The 20,250-nt window shown below is 35.1% G+C and carries 16 protein-coding genes and 1 pseudogene; 5 read left to right on the plus strand and 12 right to left on the minus strand.

Features of this window, described 5'->3' with window-relative positions; translation table 11 throughout:
• Nucleotides 1-33 precede the first annotated feature (33 nt).
• On the minus strand, nt 34-993 hold the full coding sequence (gene pfkA, locus EKM79_RS04320; protein WP_125566243.1) for a 6-phosphofructokinase: 960 nt from the start codon (nt 991-993) through the stop codon (nt 34-36).
• A gap of 100 nt (nt 994-1,093) precedes the next feature.
• Nucleotides 1,094-4,420, minus strand: coding sequence for a DNA polymerase III subunit alpha (gene dnaE / locus EKM79_RS04325; RefSeq protein WP_125566245.1), 3,327 nt, complete (start codon nt 4,418-4,420; stop codon nt 1,094-1,096).
• Between the two features lie 92 nt (nt 4,421-4,512).
• On the opposite strand from dnaE, the gene EKM79_RS04330 reads away from it, so the two are divergent.
• Nucleotides 4,513-4,704, plus strand: coding sequence for a YjzD family protein (locus EKM79_RS04330; protein WP_246005624.1), 192 nt, complete (start codon nt 4,513-4,515; stop codon nt 4,702-4,704).
• Nucleotides 4,705-4,892: 188 nt separating this feature from the next.
• Here the strand turns inward: EKM79_RS04330 and EKM79_RS04340 are convergent, their stop codons facing one another.
• From EKM79_RS04340 to obgE, 7 genes are all read right to left on the minus strand, one after another.
• Nucleotides 4,893-5,624: a hypothetical protein gene (locus tag EKM79_RS04340; protein WP_125566247.1), complete on the minus strand. Its 732-nt coding sequence runs from the start codon at nt 5,622-5,624 to the stop codon at nt 4,893-4,895.
• Nucleotides 5,625-5,675: 51 nt separating this feature from the next.
• A complete protein-coding gene (gene rpmF / locus EKM79_RS04345) occupies nt 5,676-5,858 on the minus strand; it encodes a 50S ribosomal protein L32 (protein ID WP_076617218.1) in 183 nt (60 codons plus the stop codon).
• Nucleotides 5,859-5,945: 87 nt separating this feature from the next.
• Nucleotides 5,946-6,263: a lipopolysaccharide assembly protein LapA domain-containing protein gene (locus EKM79_RS04350; protein WP_125566249.1), complete on the minus strand. Its 318-nt coding sequence runs from the start codon at nt 6,261-6,263 to the stop codon at nt 5,946-5,948.
• 12 nt (nt 6,264-6,275) lie between these two features.
• Complete coding sequence (locus EKM79_RS04355) at nt 6,276-7,073, minus strand: SDR family NAD(P)-dependent oxidoreductase (protein WP_125566251.1); 798 nt, start codon at nt 7,071-7,073, stop codon at nt 6,276-6,278.
• An 18-nt stretch (nt 7,074-7,091) separates the two neighbouring features.
• Nucleotides 7,092-8,021, minus strand: a complete 930-nt coding sequence (gene rnz / locus EKM79_RS04360; protein WP_125566253.1) for a ribonuclease Z — start codon at nt 8,019-8,021, stop codon at nt 7,092-7,094.
• A 14-nt stretch (nt 8,022-8,035) separates the two neighbouring features.
• A complete protein-coding gene (locus tag EKM79_RS04365; RefSeq protein ID WP_125566255.1) occupies nt 8,036-9,958 on the minus strand; it encodes an acyltransferase family protein in 1,923 nt (640 codons plus the stop codon).
• A 15-nt stretch (nt 9,959-9,973) separates the two neighbouring features.
• On the minus strand, nt 9,974-11,263 hold the full coding sequence (gene obgE, locus EKM79_RS04370) for a GTPase ObgE (RefSeq protein WP_125566257.1): 1,290 nt from the start codon (nt 11,261-11,263) through the stop codon (nt 9,974-9,976).
• A 213-nt stretch (nt 11,264-11,476) separates the two neighbouring features.
• Here obgE and EKM79_RS04375 point away from each other — a divergent pair, with 213 nt between their 5' ends.
• From EKM79_RS04375 to EKM79_RS04390, 4 genes are all read left to right on the plus strand, one after another.
• Entirely contained in the window at nt 11,477-12,229 is a 753-nt protein-coding gene (locus EKM79_RS04375) for a DeoR/GlpR family DNA-binding transcription regulator (protein WP_125566292.1), read from the plus strand.
• Nucleotides 12,230-13,153: a 1-phosphofructokinase gene (pfkB, locus tag EKM79_RS04380; RefSeq protein ID WP_125566259.1), complete on the plus strand. Its 924-nt coding sequence runs from the start codon at nt 12,230-12,232 to the stop codon at nt 13,151-13,153.
• Nucleotides 13,154-13,168: 15 nt separating this feature from the next.
• On the plus strand, nt 13,169-15,118 hold the full coding sequence (locus EKM79_RS04385; protein WP_125566261.1) for a PTS fructose transporter subunit IIABC: 1,950 nt from the start codon (nt 13,169-13,171) through the stop codon (nt 15,116-15,118).
• A gap of 124 nt (nt 15,119-15,242) precedes the next feature.
• A complete protein-coding gene (locus EKM79_RS04390) occupies nt 15,243-15,941 on the plus strand; it encodes a DUF3862 domain-containing protein (RefSeq protein ID WP_246005625.1) in 699 nt (232 codons plus the stop codon).
• Between the two features lie 33 nt (nt 15,942-15,974).
• On the opposite strand, the gene EKM79_RS04395 is transcribed toward EKM79_RS04390, so the two are convergent.
• The 3 genes and pseudogenes from EKM79_RS04395 to EKM79_RS04405 all read right to left on the minus strand — a co-directional run bounded on the left by EKM79_RS04395 (nt 15,975) and on the right by EKM79_RS04405 (nt 20,143).
• On the minus strand, nt 15,975-16,982 hold the full coding sequence (locus EKM79_RS04395) for a LacI family DNA-binding transcriptional regulator (protein WP_125566263.1): 1,008 nt from the start codon (nt 16,980-16,982) through the stop codon (nt 15,975-15,977).
• Between the two features lie 77 nt (nt 16,983-17,059).
• On the minus strand, nt 17,060-18,448 hold the full coding sequence (locus EKM79_RS04400) for an SLC45 family MFS transporter (protein ID WP_125566265.1): 1,389 nt from the start codon (nt 18,446-18,448) through the stop codon (nt 17,060-17,062).
• Nucleotides 18,449-18,466: 18 nt separating this feature from the next.
• A pseudogene (locus EKM79_RS04405) lies at nt 18,467-20,143 on the minus strand (glycoside hydrolase family 13 protein).
• Between the last annotated feature and the right edge of the window lie 107 nt (nt 20,144-20,250).

The raw sequence follows: 20,250 nt of genomic DNA on the forward strand, positions 1-20,250 counted from the left end.
TTTCTTTTGTTGTTCATTAATTATTGTAACAAACTATCTGCTTAATGATTGGTTTAAATCATATAAGTCTAAATCTGGTTTGTGTTTGCCATCAAATAGATCAAGCATGTTATGGTATGTCAATTTGTTGTCTTCGATACCAATAGCAACTCCACCCTTGCCTTCTTCAAGAAGGTCAACAGCATAAGCACCCATCTTACTTGCTAGAACACGATCTCTAGCTGTTGGTGAACCACCACGTTGTACGTGTCCTAATACGGTACTACGTACTTGGAAATCACCATATTCATTAAGCTTATCAGCAAATTCTTGAGCGTGCATAACACCTTCGGCAAGAACAACAAGCATATGCTTCTTACCTTTTTCACGTCCCTCTTTGATACGTTGAGCAATTTCAGCAATATCAAAATCACGTTCAGGAACGACAATTTCTTCAGCACCACCGGCAACACCAGACCATAAGGCGATGTCTCCAGCTCCTCTACCCATAACTTCAATAACGAAAGTTCTTTCATGGGATGTAGCAGTATCTCTGATTTTATCGATTGATTCGATAACTGTGCTTACAGCTGTATCGAAACCAATTGTGAAATCAGTATAAGGAATATCATTGTCAATTGTACCTGGTAAACCAACAGCATTATAACCATGCTCTGTTAAACGCAAAGCGCCGTGATAAGAACCGTCTCCACCAATAACAACTAATGCATCAATTCCGAATTTCTTAAGTTGTTCAATACCCTTAAGTTGACCTTCTACCTTGGCGAATTCAGGATATCTTGCTGAATACAAGAATGTTCCGCCTCGTTGAATACGGTCAGAAACGTCAGATGCTGTAAGTGGGAAAATATCACCTGCAACCAATCCGGCATATCCATAATTGATACCAAACACTTCAAGGCCCTTATCTAAAGCCCTACGTGTGACTGCTCTAATAGCAGCGTTCATTCCAGGGGCATCTCCACCACTGGTTAAAATACCAATCCGCTTCATTTGTTCACACTCCAAATTTATTTGTTTCAAAAACAAAACCTAATAAAATATAACATTTTTATCGAATACTTTGTAGAGCTGAAAACGTTTTATGACAAAATTAATTATGTTTTTTAAGAAAAACGTTTTTTTCTCCGAGCAAAGTTTCCAATTTGACTCTTACTTCATTTGAAAAGTCGATCCAGCGATTTGACTTTAAAATCACGGCTTTTTTATCTTTTTCACGATATAAAATAACCGGAATTTTACCAGGTGAGCTTTCAATAGTTTCATAAAGCTTAGACAAAACGTCTTCATTGTCAAAAGCCCTCATTATTTTTAAATAAAGCTTTTCATTAGGCAATTGCACCGTGTATTGCTTTGGATCATTAAATCTGTCAGCAATAAATTCCAGATCACCACGACGTCCATCACTTGATCGACCAATTATCAAAAATATTTTTCCTTCTAGTTCAGTATTTTCAAGCTTCTGAAATAATTTTGGAAAAATAGTTACTGAAATTGATCCGGTTTCATCTTCGATCGTAGCAAAACACATTCGCTGTCCTTTTTTTGTTCGAATAACACGTGGTCGTTTAATCAAGCCTAAAACAGCTACATCTTGATTTTTTACATTTGCCAAGTCAGATATTTTGACAGTATTTGTATTTAATAATTTTTCTCGATACTTTTCAACTGGATGTCCCGAAACATAAATACCAAGATACTCTTTTTCTTGATTTAATTTTTCAGTTAGAGAATAATCATCAACTTCGTGTTTCTTAGGATCCAATACATCAAACAAAGATAAATTACTGCCAGCAAGTTGAATACTTTCGATTAAGTCCTTAAAATCCAGCATAAGTTCACGTCGGTTACGATTAAATGAATCAAATGCTCCAGATAATATTAATGGATTTATATAATCATCTTTGACAAACCTAATATCAATTCGTTTTAGAAAGTTTTGAGCATCAGTGAAGTCACCCTTGTTTTGACGTTCTTCAATAATATCCCTAGCTAAATCTCTACGCATACCCTTTACACTCAAAAATCCAAAGCGAATTCCGTTATTATCAACTGTAAAATTAGCATTGCTTTGATTAATATCAACACTCAAAATTTTCAACCGTCTATCCTTAGCACCTTGAACATATAAGGATATTTTACTTTCGTTATTCAAATTGGCATTCATTAAACAATTAAAGAATATTTCTGGAAAATGAACTTTAATGTAAGCCAACCAAAAAGCAATCATCGAGTAAGCAACTGAATGTGATTTATTAAATCCATAATTACCAAATGTTTCGATATATTGATAAACTTTTTCAGCTGAATCCTTATCATGTCCTTGAGAAATAGCACCATCAACAAACTTTTTATGATTTGCATCCATCAGCGCCTCGTTCTTTTTACTAATTGCGCGACGTAATATATCGGCATCAGCAAGTGAAAATCCGGCCATTTCAGAACTTGCCTGCATGACCTGCTCTTGATAAACCAAAACACCATACGTAGACTTAAGGATCTTTTCTAAAGATGCATCCGGATATGTAACCGGCTCTTGCCCATGTTTTCTAGCAATAAATGTCGAAATATTTTGCATTGGACCAGGGCGATACAAGGCATTAGTTGCAACTATATCGTCAAAACTAGTTGGTTTAAGACGCCTTAATACGCTTCTGATACCATCTGACTCAAATTGAAAGATACCATCCGTGTCACCTCGCTGAAACAATTCCAACGTTTTTTCATCATCCAATGCAATTTTTTCAGGGATAAATTCTTTCTGGTATTTCTTAGAAATCAAACTAATTGCCTGATCTAATATGGTTAAGTTTCTTAAACCCAAAAAATCCATCTTAAGTAATCCAACGTTTTCGACATTATTCTTTGTCTGTTGCGTCAAGTTAATGCCATCATCCTCTAACTGAACTGCTACGATATCGGTCAAAGGCTTCTTACTCAAAACAATACCGGCAGCATGGGTTGAATAATGTCGTGGAATCCCCTCAATACGTTGTGCCACTTTAAAAATCAATCGATTTTCTTCAGAGCTATCAATTAAATTTTTTAGAGCACTAGATTCTTCAAACGATTCTTTCAAGGTTATATTCAACTTGTGAGGTATAGAATTCGACCACTGAGTTAATTGAAACTGCGTTTGACTAAATGTCCTGGAAATATCTCGTAATGCCATTTTAGCAGCGAGTGTCCCAAAGGTAATAATCTGCGCCATGTGATCAGATCCATACTTATCATGCATGTACATTACCATTTCGTCTCTACGGTCATCAGGGAGGTCCAAATCAATATCTGGCATATTTACACGTTGAGGGTTTAAAAAACGCTCAAACAGTAAATCATACTTAATTGGATCCACTTGTGTAATTCCCAAAGTATAAGAAACTAATGATCCAGCCGCCGACCCACGACCAGGTCCAGTTTTGATTCCAACCTCATGAGCATGCTTTATAACATCCCAAACTATTAAGAAGTAGTCAGAAAATCCCATTTTATCAATTACACCAAGTTCATATTTCAGACGCTGAGAATAATTATCAGGAACAACACCATTTAATCGCTTATTTAAACCTTTTCTTGCTAACTTATAGAGAAACTCCGTCGATGACAAATTATCAGGTGTTTGAAACTCAGGTAATTCAGTATCTTTAAACTCAATTTCAACATTGCAATTATTAGCAATATTGTTCGCAACATTAATAGAATTCCCCATATCAACTCGACTGAAATCACTATCAAAGACATCTGCAGTTCTTAAATAATGATCTCCATCCTCAACAACTTGACTAATACTTTCGAATTTTTGTCCGGTTCGTAAATAGTTTAGAACTTGATAAGCTAAATGATCATCCGAATTGATGTACCTTACATCACCCAATGCCACAAGTGGTACACCAGTGGTCTTAGAGATTTCTTTTAAACGTTTCACATTTTCTATTTGTTCTGAATACATTCCAACTCCTAAGAAAAATGAATCTTGATCAAGCATGGAGTTTATTTTCGAACAATATTCATCAATATTAGTGGAATTGATAATTTCACAACCTGCAGCTGGAGTAATCATAAAAATATTATTCATAAATTCCTGTATGTCATCAATATTAATTAAGTCCTTAGATGACATAATAGCTGAGGATATTTTAATCAAATTTCGATAACCTTGATTATTTTTAGCTAACAAAATCAAAGGGTAAGACTTATCAGAATCTTGAATACCAGCTATTTCAATGGTCAATCCAATGATTGGCTTTATACCAATTTTTTTAGAATATTTATAAAAGTCAATTGAACCATACAAGTTGTTAATATCAGTTAAAGCAATCGAATTGTAGCCACGTTCTTTTGCCACTTCAATCAATTCCGGAAGCTTAACAGGACTATGCAGTAAACTATAGCTGCTCATTACTTGTAGTTGCGTTTGCAATTTGTCGCCTCCCTTAGTTAAAATTATATCAAATTGAGCAAAACTTTATTGGGCTAAACCCTTTTTTGTGCTAAACTACTGGAGAAAGTGAGATGGAAGATATGAGATATGTTGCTGTAATTTTTTGGGCAATAGTTTTAGGTCAAGTTGCCGGTTTTATTGGTGGTGCACTGAACCAACAAACTTTTAATTCCCAACAAACAATGATTGTTACCGTAGTATTTGCAATTATCTTCAGCATTATTCCAATGCTTCTAGATAACGATAAAAAGAATCGCGCTTAATTATGAGCGCTTTTTTTGTGCTTTGGGGGAGAAAATTGAACAAGGACCAATAGAAAAAAATGGTGCCGAAGGGAAAATTGAATCTATATATATTCGTGATCCAGATATGAACTTGATTGAATTATCGAACTACAAATAAAAAATGAGACTATAACGTCAGCTGTGCTGGCCGTAATAGTCTCATTTTTTTATTTTGTTATATATAAATAGAAATCATTAGTAGCTAAATTAACATTGTAATTAATACCTTTAGAAGTAATTTGTTTCATGGTGGTTGTTCCACCATCAGCATCTTTAACTTCTTTACCAAGATCTTTTACTACTTTTTTACCATCTGCACCAATGTATTGAGAAATCAATACCAAATCTGTCCCAAAATCCTTCATTCCAGATTTAGATTTCATCGCTTTATATGAAATATTCATTGCAATACCCATTAATTGGCCACTTTGAACATTCATTCTTAATTTAGTGCCGTTGCTTGTTGTATAGGTAAAAATACCATCCTTGGCAATTAAAGGAAGTTGATCAGTTTGTTTGCCCATTTTAAGATTCATAAAATTATACTGTTGTGCAAAGGTCGTATAGTCAATTAATTCTTTTTCTTTTGCAACCTTAACAATTTTTGTTTTAGTATCATCCTTCTTTTGAGCTCTTATTTTAACGGTTTTTGCTTTTGTACCAACAGGCACAGAAATAGCAAAATGATCATCACTTACTTTAACATTTTTAGTAACACCACTAACTGTATAGGTCAACTTATCATAATCTGTTGCCTTACCCTTAACAACGGCCACTAGACCATCAGCGGAATATTCACTCTTTGTAGTCGATAAATCTAACTTTGAGCATCCGGATAATAGTATGAAGAATACAGGAACTAATATTAAAAATAAGTATTTTAATTTTTTCTTCATCATAGATTCCCCATGTATTAAAAAAAAGCCAAGCATAATTTACTTGGCTTTTAATTAAGCTTCTTTCTTGTCTTCAATAACTTTTTCACCCTTGTACATACCTGATGGTGATACATGGTGACTAATACGATATTCACCAGTAGCAACGTCGAATTGCATATTTGGTGTATCTAACTTAATATGTCCACGTCTTTGACGTTTTCTTTGTTTTGATGTTTTTCTCTTTGGAACAGCCATATTTAAAAACTCCTTTATTTATATTACTTAATCAAATCTAACGTTTAATATAATACTATCATAAAAACGTTTGAGCAAGCAAAAATACTATTTTGTTTGTTTTTTTACCTGATTTTCCTTCAAAGCGTCCGCAATTTGACCATCATTAGACACTTTTACATTAGAAATTTGTTTTCTTGCACTACGTGATAATTTGTCATTATCTTTCTTTTTGCCAGAACTTGCAAGTAACATTGTAATAATTGCCCCAAGCAATAATGACACAATAATAAGAATAATCAATGGCAACTTAACATGTGTAAATCCAAAACTAACCGTAACTGGATTTACATTTAACACTGCGAAGATAACCACAATCAATGCGATTACCAATCCAATTACAAACCTTGACTGTTTACTATTCATAAAAGTCATCCCCTACTTACGATTTCCTAGTGTGCCAGCCAAAAAGTCGCCAACACTCGGCGCAATTCTGTACAAAACTGCTGCTAATTCCATATAACGTGGGCGATTGATCTCTCGTTTACTCTTGTTGAAAGTATTGACGATATCCCAAGCTAATTTATCTGGATCTAAAACAAAATATTTTACTGAGTCCAAATAATTTCCGCCATGATCAGCTACATCAAAGAAATTAGTTGCTACCGGCCCTGGATTGATAGTTGTTACTCTAATACCAAATGGTTTTAACTCTAATCGCATGCCATCAGAGAATCCTATAACAGCAGCCTTTGTAGCTGAATATGCAGCAGACTTAGGCGTAGTTATTTTACCAGCCATAGATCCAACATTGAAAATGTGACCGTGACCGTTAGAAATCATTTTTCCAGCTATTAAACGTGACATCAGCATTAGTCCCAAGACATTTACACGAAACATTTTTTCAACAGTCGAGAATTCTGTATCCAAATAATTGGAGAAATCACCGAATCCTGCCGCATTTACTAATATATCAATATTCTCAGAAATTTCAAATGCTTGATCCACACCGTCCGTAATCTGCTTAGGATCACTCATATCAATTAAAATATATTCGTGATGTGCATTTTCAGCACCTACACGTGTACATTCATTCTTAACTTGAATAAGCTTATCTTCACTTCTTGCAACCAAAATCAGGTTGGCTCCCATTCTAGCAGAGTTAATAGCCACATCTTTACCAATACCAGAAGATGCGCCAGTCACTAGTACTGTCTGATTCAACAAATTATTCATCTTGTACACCCACTCTCACTATATTTTAAATGGTACCTCATAGACATCAAAATCATTAACTACTTTTGTATTTTTGAAAATCTTTTGAGCTTCTTTTTGTAATATCAATGAACCCTTGCCAGCATATCGAGCAGAAATATGTGTTAATAAAAGACCCCTCGCATTACACTTTTTCGCAACTTCAGCTGCTTGTGTAGCTGTCGAATGAAAATAATTATATGCCAATTGTCTTTCATCATTTGAAAAAGTCGACTCATGAACTATTACATCAGCATTCTGTGATAACTTATCAATTTCTGGAGTATATCTAGTATCAGAAATAATGGTAACAACCTTACTTGGTTTATCTGGACCAATAAAATCTCGTCCATTTATTTCTGTACCATCTCCCAAAGTTACAGTCTTACCCGCTTTTAATTGTCCAAAAATTGGACCATTAGGAATATTGTACTTTCTTAAATTATCAACCAATAGCTCACCAGTACGTGGTTTTTCAACAACACGATATCCAAAACAAGTAACTCTATGTTTTAATTTTCCAGCATAAACACTGAAAGTCTTGTCATTGAAAATTTCTCCGCCATCCTTTAGCTCAATATACTTAATTCTATAATTCAATTTACTGCCAGTGACCCTAAGAGACGTTTCAACAAACTCTTTAATACCCACTGGACCATAAATTTCCAAAGGAGTGTTGCCGCCCTGATTGGCTCTACTAGCCAATAAACCAGGTAGTCCAAATATATGATCACCATGTAAGTGAGTAATAAAAATTTTAGTGATTTTTCTTGGTCGAATTGTTGTTCTCAAAATTTGATGTTGTGTTGCCTCACCAACATCAAAAAGCCAAACTTCATTTCGCTCATCTAACATTTTTAGTGCTGTACTAGAAACATTCCTACCCTTAGATGGGACTCCAGCTCCTGTTCCTAAAAATTCTAATTCCATATAAAAGTCCTATTCTATTTTTTATCTAATACTTTTAGTATTTCTTTTACTACAAATGAAGTGTAATACATTGATCCATCTGGATTTGGATGAACATTATCATCATAGAACCAGTCAGTATGACCATTAGAATAATCATTCCAATCAATAACATGTAAGTTTTTATACTTTTTAGTTGATTCACTTAGAACACCATTCACAGTCTTTTCCCATGGTCTGGTTGGTACGTGTACATTTATCCAAAATACATTCCTATTTGGCCCAACTAATTTCATAATTTGATCCACTTGTTGAGAATTTATAGGTCCATTAGTACCTAACCCAATCATTACATTAGGCGCCAAGACACCTTGATTCTTATAATTCTGCAAAATATCAACACTGGCATCCAGTTGTCGACTAACAGCAGCATCAACAATTACTTTTTTATCATCAAATAATTTTAAGAAATTATCAGAACCATCAGCCATAACAGAATCCCCAACGGCAGTCATCGGTATATCCTTCAATTGCTGTAATTGAATTTGAGTTAGTCCATACTTTTCAAATTCCTGATTAACAGGATTCTTTTTCGCAGCTTTTTTGTATTTAGCCATATCAGCAGCACTGATTTTGCCGTTTGCTTGTTTGGCCTTATTCTTCTTTAAATTATCGATTGCTTGTTGTTTCTTTTTCTTATTAGCTTTTTCATTTTTATTGATTTTATTGGCTAACTGGCTGTGATTCACATTTGGATTAGGTGCCCCAACAGCATTCACAACACTATAGCAGCCTGTAATTGCAATCATTGCAATCACAATAGCTAATACTTTTTGATAACCCAATGAGCGTTTGAAAAAATACTTAATTGAATTCCAGTTAGCATGTGCTAATGGTTGTTCCACAAATCTAAATGAGAATTCAGTAACAAGGACAATTAAAATAACCTCAATAACTGGATAAAGAATTGGATGATCTGCAACATTCTTGAATTTTGATTCAAAGAATATCATAACTGGAAATTGGTATAGATATAATCCATAACTTCTACTGCCAATATAATGGAAAACTTTATTACTCAATACTCTATTCCAAAATGCGTCAGGATGTGCAACTACACCAATTAAAATACATGTAACCAATGTAAAGATAAACATACCGCCACGATACAAAAATGGATCATTATCTTTGATTGTGAAAATCATTAAAATCATCAATGCTATTGATAGTGCACCAATAGCATTCAATTTGAGCTTATCACTTTTGGCAATGCCACCCTTTAAACGTTCAGCCGGCCATATCAAAGCTAGTCCACAACCCATTAGAATAGAAAACAGACGTGTATCTGTACCGTAATAAATTCTACTTGGATCAACACCCGGCTTAAATAAAAATGCCATCCAAAGTGCCGAAGCTATAGAAACAATCATTGTAAAGCCAAAAATACGACTCTTTTTCACACCAAATTTTACAAATAACAGCAATAACAAAGGCCAAATTATATAAAACTGACCTTCGATAGATAGTGTCCAAAGATGCGTAAATGGTGACTCATTGTTAGCAAATCTTTCAAAGTAAGATTGACCATTAAATATTTGCCACCAATTATAAACATTTAGAATATTTGTAATAAAAATTTGATCCAAATGATAGAGCAAATTCTTCAAAAAGAAGAATATGTATGCACCAGATGCTAATAGCACAAACAACATACCAGGATATAATCTCTTAACACGTTTCCAATAGAAATTTTTCAAATCAAATTTACCACCATAATCAGTAGTATTGAAAAAGTGATCAGTAATCAAATAACCAGATATTAAGAAAAAAATTGGAACTCCCAAATATCCACCGGAAAAGACGTTAGGATTCAAGTGATACATTATGACACCTATAACCCCTAAAGTACGTAGTCCGTCAAATCCGCTTATAAATCTTCTTTTCGGTGATTTATCCATTATACTTATTTACCCCTAAATAAATTCAAACGTGAAATCAAGAATCGTTACTGAATCTCCAGATTGTGCACCAGCCTTAATAAGACCATCTTCAATACCCATGCTCTTAAGTTGACGTGCAAATCTCATAATTCCATCTTGATGGTCTAAATTACTTCTCTGAAGTAGCAATTCGACATCATGTCCCTTAACGATATAACTGTGTTCATCTTCTTTTTCAATTGTGAACTTATCAGCCTTTGCTTCATAGTTGTATTCCTTAGTCTCGTCCGATTGAACATCAAAATGAATTGGCTCTGCTTTAGAAAGAACCTCACTAGTATGGTTCATCAGATCTTTAACACCTGTGTGTTGAATGCTTGAGATTGGGAAAAGATCAATTTTGTGATCATCAGAATGTTCCAACAATTGATCTTTGAATTTTTCCATTCTTGCTTCTGATCCATCAATATCTAACTTAGTTGGCACAATTATTTCTGGCCTACTCAAGATATTTTCATCGTAATTACCCAATTCTTCACGAATTGCTAAATAATCTTCATATGGATCACGTCCATTTTCTGGATCCATATCTACAAGATGTAGAATTACTCGCGTACGCTCAACGTGACGTAAGAATTGAATTCCTAAACCAACACCATTGGATGCTCCCTCAATTAAACCAGGCAAATCAGCAATAACAAAATCTTGCCCATTATCCAATTTAACCATACCTAAATTAGGCGATAGTGTCGTAAAGTGATATGCCGCAATCTTAGGTTTTGCTGAGGTAGCCACTGATAATAAGGTAGACTTCCCAACTGAAGGGAAACCAACTAGACCAACGTCAGCAATCAACTTCAATTCAAGACGCAAATGAATCTCTTGTCCTGGTTCACCATTTTCGGCTACTTCAGGAGCGCGATTCTTAGAGTTAGCAAAGTGAATATTTCCACGTCCACCATCTCCACCTTTAGCGACAACTAATTCTTGATTATGCTCAACCAAATCACCAATTAATTTACCAGTATCTTCATTATATACTGAAGTTCCAGCAGGAACTGCAATATAAACAGGATCAGCTTTATGACCGTACATACCTTTAATCTGACCGTTTTGGCCTGGTTGTGCTTTAAAGATACGCTTGTATCTAAAGTCCATTAGAGTATTCATACCTTCATGAGCCTTTAATATGATGTCACCACCGCGACCGCCATCTCCTCCGGCAGGTCCACCTAGCGGAACATATTTTTCATGGCGAAAGGCGACGGCTCCGTCTCCACCTTTACCAGATCTAACGGTGATTTTAACGTTATCTACAAACATTAAAACCCCCCTTTCTAAACATAGTTATCATTTTTAAATTTTAGCACAAAAATAGATATCATTATACGTTGAATAATAACAATTATTTTATTGAAACCGAAACAACATTGGTATATTTTAACCGTTGTTGAAGTTTTTTGAAAGAATTTGAATGATATTGGTTGATTTTGAATGAAAATGATGTATTATATTTCTCGTGAGGTGATTATGAAAGTGCTTACTGAAGAGAGACACCAGATTATACTTGAACAATTAAAAATACATAATATTGTTAAATTGCATGATTTGATCCCGTTGACTGGAGCATCCGAATCAACTTTACGACGTGATTTACAAGATTTAGAAAATTGTCATAAGTTATTACGTATCCATGGTGGCGCACAAAATGTTATTTCCTTACATGAAGAACCAGCAGTATCTCAAAAAGCAACTGTCCACTTAGATGAGAAAAAAGCTATTGGAAGATTAGCTGCTAGTCAAGTTAGAAATCAGGAAGTAATATTTTTGGATGCCGGATCCACAATTCAATTCATGATTCCATATCTTATTGAGCATAAGGAATTATTAGTTGTTACCAATAGCGTTGATAACGCCTCAATGTTAGCAGATTATGAAATTGATACGTTTATTCCTGGAGGTAGATTGAAATCATCTACAAAGGCATTGGTTGGATCAACAATGATACAAACGCTAGAAACTTATCATTTCGATAAATGCTTTTTAGGAACAAATGGTTTCTCAATCGAGTCAGGATATACAACACCTGATCCAGAGGAATCAACCATTAAGCATCTCGCTATCAAACAATCCAATCAAACATTCATTCTTTCTGACAGTTCTAAATACTGCCAAGTCAGCTTTAGCAAATTTGCCGACCTGAAAGATGCTACCCTAATTACCAACGAATTGCCAGCAAAAGATTCAGGGTTGTTAAATAAAGAAGCAAAAATTATGGAGGTAAACTAATTGATTTATACAATTACGGCTAATCCTTCAATTGATTATGTTTTACAATTGAAGACTCTAACAAACGGCGAAGTTAATAGAACCACGAGTGATGTTAAACTTCCCGGTGGAAAAGGTATTAATGTTTCTCGTATTCTTAAGGAATTAGATATTGATTCCACTGCACTAGGTTTTGTCGGAGGAGCTACCGGTGAAATGTTCAAAAACCTACTTGCTGAGCATCATCTAAAAACTGATTTTACTAATGTTGCAGAAGATACACGTATAAACGTAAAAATAAACGCAACTGAACAAGATGAAGAAACAGAGATTAACGGAACAGGACCTGCTATTTCAACTTCAGAAAAAGAATTGTTCATTAATCAACTAAAATCAGTTGTAAGTGGCGATGTGGTCATAATGTCTGGAAGTCTTCCCAGACAATTACCCGAAACATTTTATTTGGATATAGCAAAAATGATTCAGGGCCAAGGTGCTGATTTCATTATTGATACAACTGGTCAAGCCCTGCTTGATACACTACCTTTGCATCCTTTAGTTGTTAAACCAAATAATCATGAACTAGCCGATCTATTCAAAACTGAGTTTAGTTCTGATAAAGAAATAATCGATCATGCCAAAAAATTATTGGACAACGGTGCTAAACATGTTCTGGTATCAATGGCTGGTGATGGTGCTTTGCTGGTAACGAAGGATCACACATATAAGGCTAATGCACCTAAAGGAACTGTTATTAATTCTGTCGGTGCTGGAGATTCAATGATTGCTGGTTTTGCCGGCACATTTATGAAGACTAATGATCCCATCGAAAGTTTTCATATTGGTGCTGCCTGCGGTTCGGCTACAGCATTTAGTCAAGATATCGCTATCAAAGAAAAAATTGACCAAGTTTATAAAGAAATTAATATTACAGAATTAAGTTAAGGGAGGGACTTATTCATGGATCTAAAACAACTATTACTAAAAGACGCCATGATCATGGATCTTAAAGCTACTACTAAAGAAGAAGCTATTGAGGAAATGGTCGACAAGTATTATCAAGTAGGTGTCATCAATGACAAGGAATTATACAAATCTGATATTTTAAAGCGAGAAGCTCAAACAAGTACGGGTATTGGTGATGGAATTGCTATGCCTCACGCACGTGACAAAGCTGTTCAACGTGCAACGGTACTTTTCGCAAAGAGTTCAAAGGGTATTGATTATAAATCACTCGACGGTCAGCCTGCATACTTATTCTTCATGATTGCTGCTCCAGATGGTGCTGATAATCTTCACTTGCAAGCACTTGCTGCCCTATCTTCATTACTTATTAATCCAGAACTCGTTGCTAATTTGAAAAAAGCAACTACGGCTGATGAAGTTCAAAAGTTATTTGATGATGCAATGGCCGCAAAAGAAGCAAAAGATAAAGCTGATGAAGAAAAACAAGCTGAAAAAGCTAAAGCTGCAAAGGAGGCCGCAAGCAGTGATACAGGCAAAGACGAAAAGCCTTACGTTGTAGCTGTAACTGCATGTCCTACTGGTATTGCCCACACATACATGGCTGAAGCGGCACTTAAAGAACAAGCCGAAAAAATGGGTGTTGACATTAAAGTCGAAACAAACGGTTCTGAAGGAGTTAAACATAAGTTAACCGCTGATGAAATCAAACGTGCGGCTGGTGTAATCATTGCCGCCGACAAGAAAGTTGATATGCCACGTTTTGACGGAAAGCACCTAGTTAACCGCCCAGTTTCAGATGGTATTAATAAAGCAGAAGAGCTAATTAATTTAGCTACAGAACAAAAAGCACCTATCTTCCATTCTGAGGGTGGAGCTTCTACCGAAGAGGAATCTACAGAATCTAAATCACTTTGGTCTAAGATATACGCCGATTTAATGAATGGTATTTCCAATATGCTGCCATTCGTTGTTGGTGGTGGTATCTTGATGGCTCTATCATTCTTACTTGAAAATTCAGTTGGAGCTCATTCTCAATGGTTCCTATTCTTCAATAATGTTGGTAACTATGCATTTAGTTTCCTTATTCCTGTACTTGCTGCCTACATTGCCGTTTCAATTGGTGATCGTCCTGCATTACTACCCGGTTTTGTTGGTGGTTATATGGCATCACAAGCTACTGCGTCAGTTGTATCATCTAAGAGTCCTGCCGGATTTATTGGTGGTTTACTTGCTGGTTTCATAGCAGGTTGGACTGTTGTTTACTTAAAGAAGGCTCTTAAGAATCTTCCTAAATCATTAGATGGTTTGAAACCAATCTTGCTCTACCCTGTTTTAAGTCTTTTGATTGTCGGCGCCATCATGTACTTCGCTATTGATCCTATCTTTGCTGTTGTTAACCATGCTATAACAGCATTCCTTGAATCAATGGGCACTGGTAATGCTGTTATCTTGGGAGCACTACTTGGTGGTATGATGTCTATCGATATGGGTGGTCCTTTTAACAAAGCTGCCTACACATTTGCTATTGGTACCTTTACTGCTACACACGACGGTGCTTTAATGGCCGCTGTTATGGTTGGTGGTATGATTCCTCCTCTAGCAATTGCTATTGCTACAACATTTTGGAAGAACAAGTTTACTGAACAAGAAAGACAAGCTGGTTTATCTAATTATGTTCTAGGTATTTCATTTATTACTGAAGGTGCAATTCCATTCGCTGCTGGAGATCCACTTCACGTTATCGTATCTAGTGTTATTGGTTCTGCAATTGGTGGTGGACTAACACAACTATGGGGCATCAATGTACCTGCTCCTCACGGTGGTATTTTCGTTACACCACTAGCTAATAAGCCACTTATGTACTTATTAGCAGTCGTAATTGGTTCTATAATTTCTGGTGTTATTTACGGATTATGGAAACCTGCAAAAAAAGCTGAAAAGTAATTTAACTAGACATCCATTCATTTATGGGTGTCTTTTTTATACACTTATTGTCCAATTGTCGGTTTACCTTCTATTATTGGTATTATAAAATTAATATATATACAGCAATTAGGGAGATCATCTGATGAATAATACCGTTACCATGAGCCGTTCACAATATCGTAGTCAAAACCGTAAAAAGACACCGTTCTTTAAAAAATGGTGGTTCTGGCTACTAATTATAATTTTTATAGCACTTGGTGGATCTGGATATTATTATTATCAGAATAAAGATTCCAATAATAAAACAGAAATCTCCTCCAAGAAGTCTAAACCAACTAAAAAGAAAAATCATACAGACACAGATGGTGGAATCAGGTTAGACAATTACAACGGAATATATTTAAGTCAGTCAGATGGCTTAACCCTCGAAACATTACAGAAATTGTTTGGAAAATATTCATCGAATTCCAATAATACTATTGGTAATGTACAAGAGACATCATACACTTGGAAAAATATAGCTAACGGCGATTTAGGATCTTCATTAATAGTAGGTTTAGTTAATAATCATGCCATAAGTAAATCTATCTCTGGCTTAAAGGTAAATAGAAATAAAGAAATAAACCTAGATTTGTACAATCAAATTCAAAATGGTCAATCAGAACAAGATATAATTCATTTACTTGGCAAACCAAATGGATATTCAGAAACATCAGTTGAAGGTACTGCATCCAAAGTTTACTCATATACTTCTGATGTTAAAGGTGAAATTGGTGCTAACATTGTGATCACCTTTACTGACGGCACCGTTAGTAGCAAAAATCAATTAAGCGTTCAATAAAAAAGAATTCGAACGAAAATGTTCGAATTCTTTTTAATTTTGTATTTGCGTTGATTCCCGCTCATTTATATGTACTGGAACCATCTGCTGATTATCCAATATCTCTGGTTCCTTGGCCAAACTTTCTTCAATACGCCGAACACCAACCACTCCCATTTGATAAAAATCTTGTGAGACACTAGTTAACTGTGGTTGGACTATTTGACACATCTCCGTACCATCGATACTTATAATGGACAAATCCTTCGGAACTGACAATCCTAAATTACGTGCTTGATTTAAAACCCCTATTGCTGCCATATCACTTGCTGCAATAATTCCTGTCAGTTCAGTATTTTTTCCGTAAGCATTCATAGCTAATTTTCCGGCGTTATAACTGTAATCACCTGACTGTATCCATGAATCCTTCGGAATAATGTTAACTTCACTGAGTGCCTTTTTGTATCCAGCTAATCTTAATCTCCCAGTGTAAGGATATTTATCAATAGCTGCTAAACCAATCTTTCGATGTCCCTTTTCAATTAGAAAGTTAGTTGCTTCATAACCTATTTCTAAATCATCAGAACTAACAAATGGACGATCATCATCAAATCCCATTGATAGGAAACAATACGGTATATCTGATTCTTTTAATAACTCTAAGTTATCATCAGACAAAGCAATTGATAATAGTAATATTCCCATAACAGGACGCTCAATAACTGTTAAAAGTGCCTTCTTTTGTTCCTCAGCACTCGCACTATTAGAATAAACAACTATTAAATTATAGCCATTCTTTGAAGCCTCAGCTTGAATCCCATCAATAATTTGACCAGCAAAATTAGTTTTTACTGAACTAACAACCGCTGCGATTACATTACTTTGTTTTTTAACTAATTCAACTGCCGCCTGATTCTTCTTGTATCCAAGCTCACGAGCAGCTTCTTTAACCTTTTCAGCCGTTTCCGACGTATAATATTTAGATTTATTCGACAAAACACGAGATACGGTTGAAGGTGCCACCCCGACCTTACGTGCTATATCTTTAATCGTTGCTGACATACAATCGTCTCCTTGTTTAATATGCAACATAATATTATCGTTATATCAAATAAAAGGCATCAAACATTTAATTTGGCTTATTTACCTTCATGAATAATTGCTACAGAAAATCCACCAATAACCATTGCTACAAAACCGATTATCATCATCATACTTTGGCTATTACCAACCATTGGGAAGATTACAAAACTTGCTAATGATCCAATGATTTGTGGCAAACAAACTGCAATGTTAAACAATCCTAAGTATGAACCATTGTTCTTACCATCCAATGATGTTGTTAACATAGTAAATGGTAATGTATTAATTGTAAAATTACCGATTCCGTAAAGTGCAAATGCTAGTAATGCAATCCATTGACTATGTGTTGTAGCGACAATAATAATACTGATCGCATCAGCAAACAATCCAACTGAATACCATAATTTACGTTGATTTGCTTTAGTCTTAGCATAGAATAAGCCCCATAATAAAGCAGCAATACTATAAAATGCGGTCATAACACCATACCAGTTACCAGCCGCTTGGAAACCAGCTGATGATGGATTAGTAGTATTCCAAATGTTATTTGCCATTGCACCTGTTGCATAAGTCCATGTGTACATAATTCCAATCCAACTGAATAATTGAACAACGGATAATTCCCAGAATGCACGTGGAGCACTTTTTAGAAGTTTCCATAAACTAGGAGTTTCAACTTTTTTAGCAGACTCTAATTTGTGATACTTTGCATATGTTTTTGGATCATATTCCTTAACATTAAAAATGGTTACTAAACTAGTAATTAATAACATACCGGCACCAATCAAATATGCCCAAATAACGGTTGCAGGAACTTGTCCCTTTGGTGCTGTATTTGTCATCCCTAATTTTGTAAGAATGAATGGTAATAATGCGGCTAAAATACCACCAGCATAACTAAAAATTTGTTGCCAAGACCATGCCAAATTCTTTTGATCTTCGTTAACCATATCACCGGCAAGCATCTTGTAAGGAGCCAAACAAACATTACTAAATAAATCCATCAAAGCGATGGCAATTGCCGCGTATACTAGCGCAGTCATTGATCCGTATCCAAATCCGAACGAACCGGTAAATGGTAACATGATCATTACTATTACAGTAATAGGGGCTCCAACTAGAAGATAAGGTATTCTTCTACCCCAACGTGTCCATGTACTGTCAGAATACTTACCCAACAATGGTTGAACAAACATTCCTAACAACGGTGGTAATAGGAAGAACCAACCTAAACTATTGGGATTAACACCAATAGTTTGGGTGATTCTACTCATCTGTGACCCTTGTAAGGTAAAGGCCATATTTACACCTATACAGCCAAAAGTCATAGCAAAAATTGTTCTCATTGATAATTTTGGTAGTGCATTATCGAAACCAAAAGTTTTTTTGCTTTTCGTTGATGTATCTAATGTATCAGTCGATTTTTCATTTTCGGCTTTCATCATAATAATTCCTTCTTTTAATTAAAATTGATAAACCTTGGCTTCATATGGTCGTAAAATATCACCCAAGTCATCTGAGTAATTACTAATTAAGAGCTTAGCATTGTCTGGAACCTTATATGATCTGCTTAACTTCTTTTCAGTATAATTAAGAATAACTAACAAAGTAGTATCCTTATCTTTTCTAGTATATGCATAAACCTCTGGATCATCTTTGTTACCTTCAACCAAATCATATTTACCATCAGTAATAACTGGCATTGTATGACGAAGTTTAATAAGTTCTTGATAATAATAAAAAATTGAATTTGGATCTTTCAAAGCTTGTTCAACGTTTATTTCCTTATAATTAGAATTCATATGTTCCCAAGTATTCCCTGTTGAGAATCCTGCATTTTTGCTTGCATCCCATTGCATTGGCGTACGTGCATTATCTCTACTGTGCATACCCAAATACTTAAGCATCGTTGGGCCATCTAATAAGTGCTGTTCATCAACGATTTGATGATATGAATTAATCGAATCTAAGTCCACATAATCATTCAAACTCTTAAAATAAGCGTTTGTCATTCCGATTTCTTCACCTTCAAATACATATGGTGTTCCTTGTTGAAAATGCAACGTTGTAGCTAACATCTTAGCACTCAAAACACGGTATTCTTCAGTGCTATCATTACCAAATCTTGATACAACACGTGGTTGATCATGATTGTTCCAATATAATGAATTCCAAGCTTTGCCATATAAGGCCTCTTGCCATTTAGTTAAATTGTTTCTCAAATCAGATAATGTGGCCTTACGATCTGACTAACGACCAAGTGCTGGATTATCGCTACCATCTAATCCCATATGTTCAAATTGAAATACCATATTCAATTCTTTGCCATCCAAGTTAGAATACTTCTTAGCCTCATCGGTTGTAACTGCAGGTGCCTCACCAACCGTTACCATCTTATGTTTACTCATAACATTCTTATTCATTTCCTGTAAAAATTCATGAATACGATGTCCATTAGCAACTAATGGCTCAGGATTTGCGTACAACTCATCTTTTTGCTTTGTTGCATCTGGTAGACCTTCCGGCTTTGAAATATAACTGATAACATCCATACGGAATCCATCAACACCCTTATCTGCCCACCAATTCATCATGTCATAAACAGAATGACGTACATTAGGATTTTCCCAATTTAAATCAGGTTGTTGTGGAGCAAATAGATGTAAGTAATATTGTCCAGATTGTTCATCGTACTTCCATGCTGGACCAGTAAAGAATGAACCCCAATTATTAGGGGCTTTGCCATCTTTACCATCACGCCAGATATAATAATCGCGATATGGATTATCTTTACCTTTGCGTGATTCTTCAAACCATTTATGTTCATCCGAAGTATGGTTCACAACAAGATCCATCATAATTTTCAAGCCCAGGCTGTGTGCCTTTTTAAGCAATTGATCAAAATCATCCATATTACCAAAATCAGGATTGATTGCTCGATAATCAGAAATATCGTAACCATTATCAACTTGAGGAGATTTATAAATTGGACTTAGCCAAACAATATCTACTCCTAATTTTTTGATATAATCTAATCTCTTGGTAATACCTGGTAAATCGCCAATTCCATCACCATTACTATCCTGATAACTAGCTGGATATACTTGATATACTACTGCATTGCTCCACCATTTTTCCAAAATACATCTTCCTATTCTTTCAACATTTTAATTTAAGCAAACGTTTGCGCAAAAATAATGTAACCCTTTTCATTATTTTTGTCAATGTTTTTTTAGGATTAAAATTA

This window comes from Companilactobacillus insicii, assembly GCF_003946015.1.
Taxonomy (GTDB): Bacteria; Bacillota; Bacilli; order Lactobacillales; family Lactobacillaceae; genus Companilactobacillus; species Companilactobacillus insicii.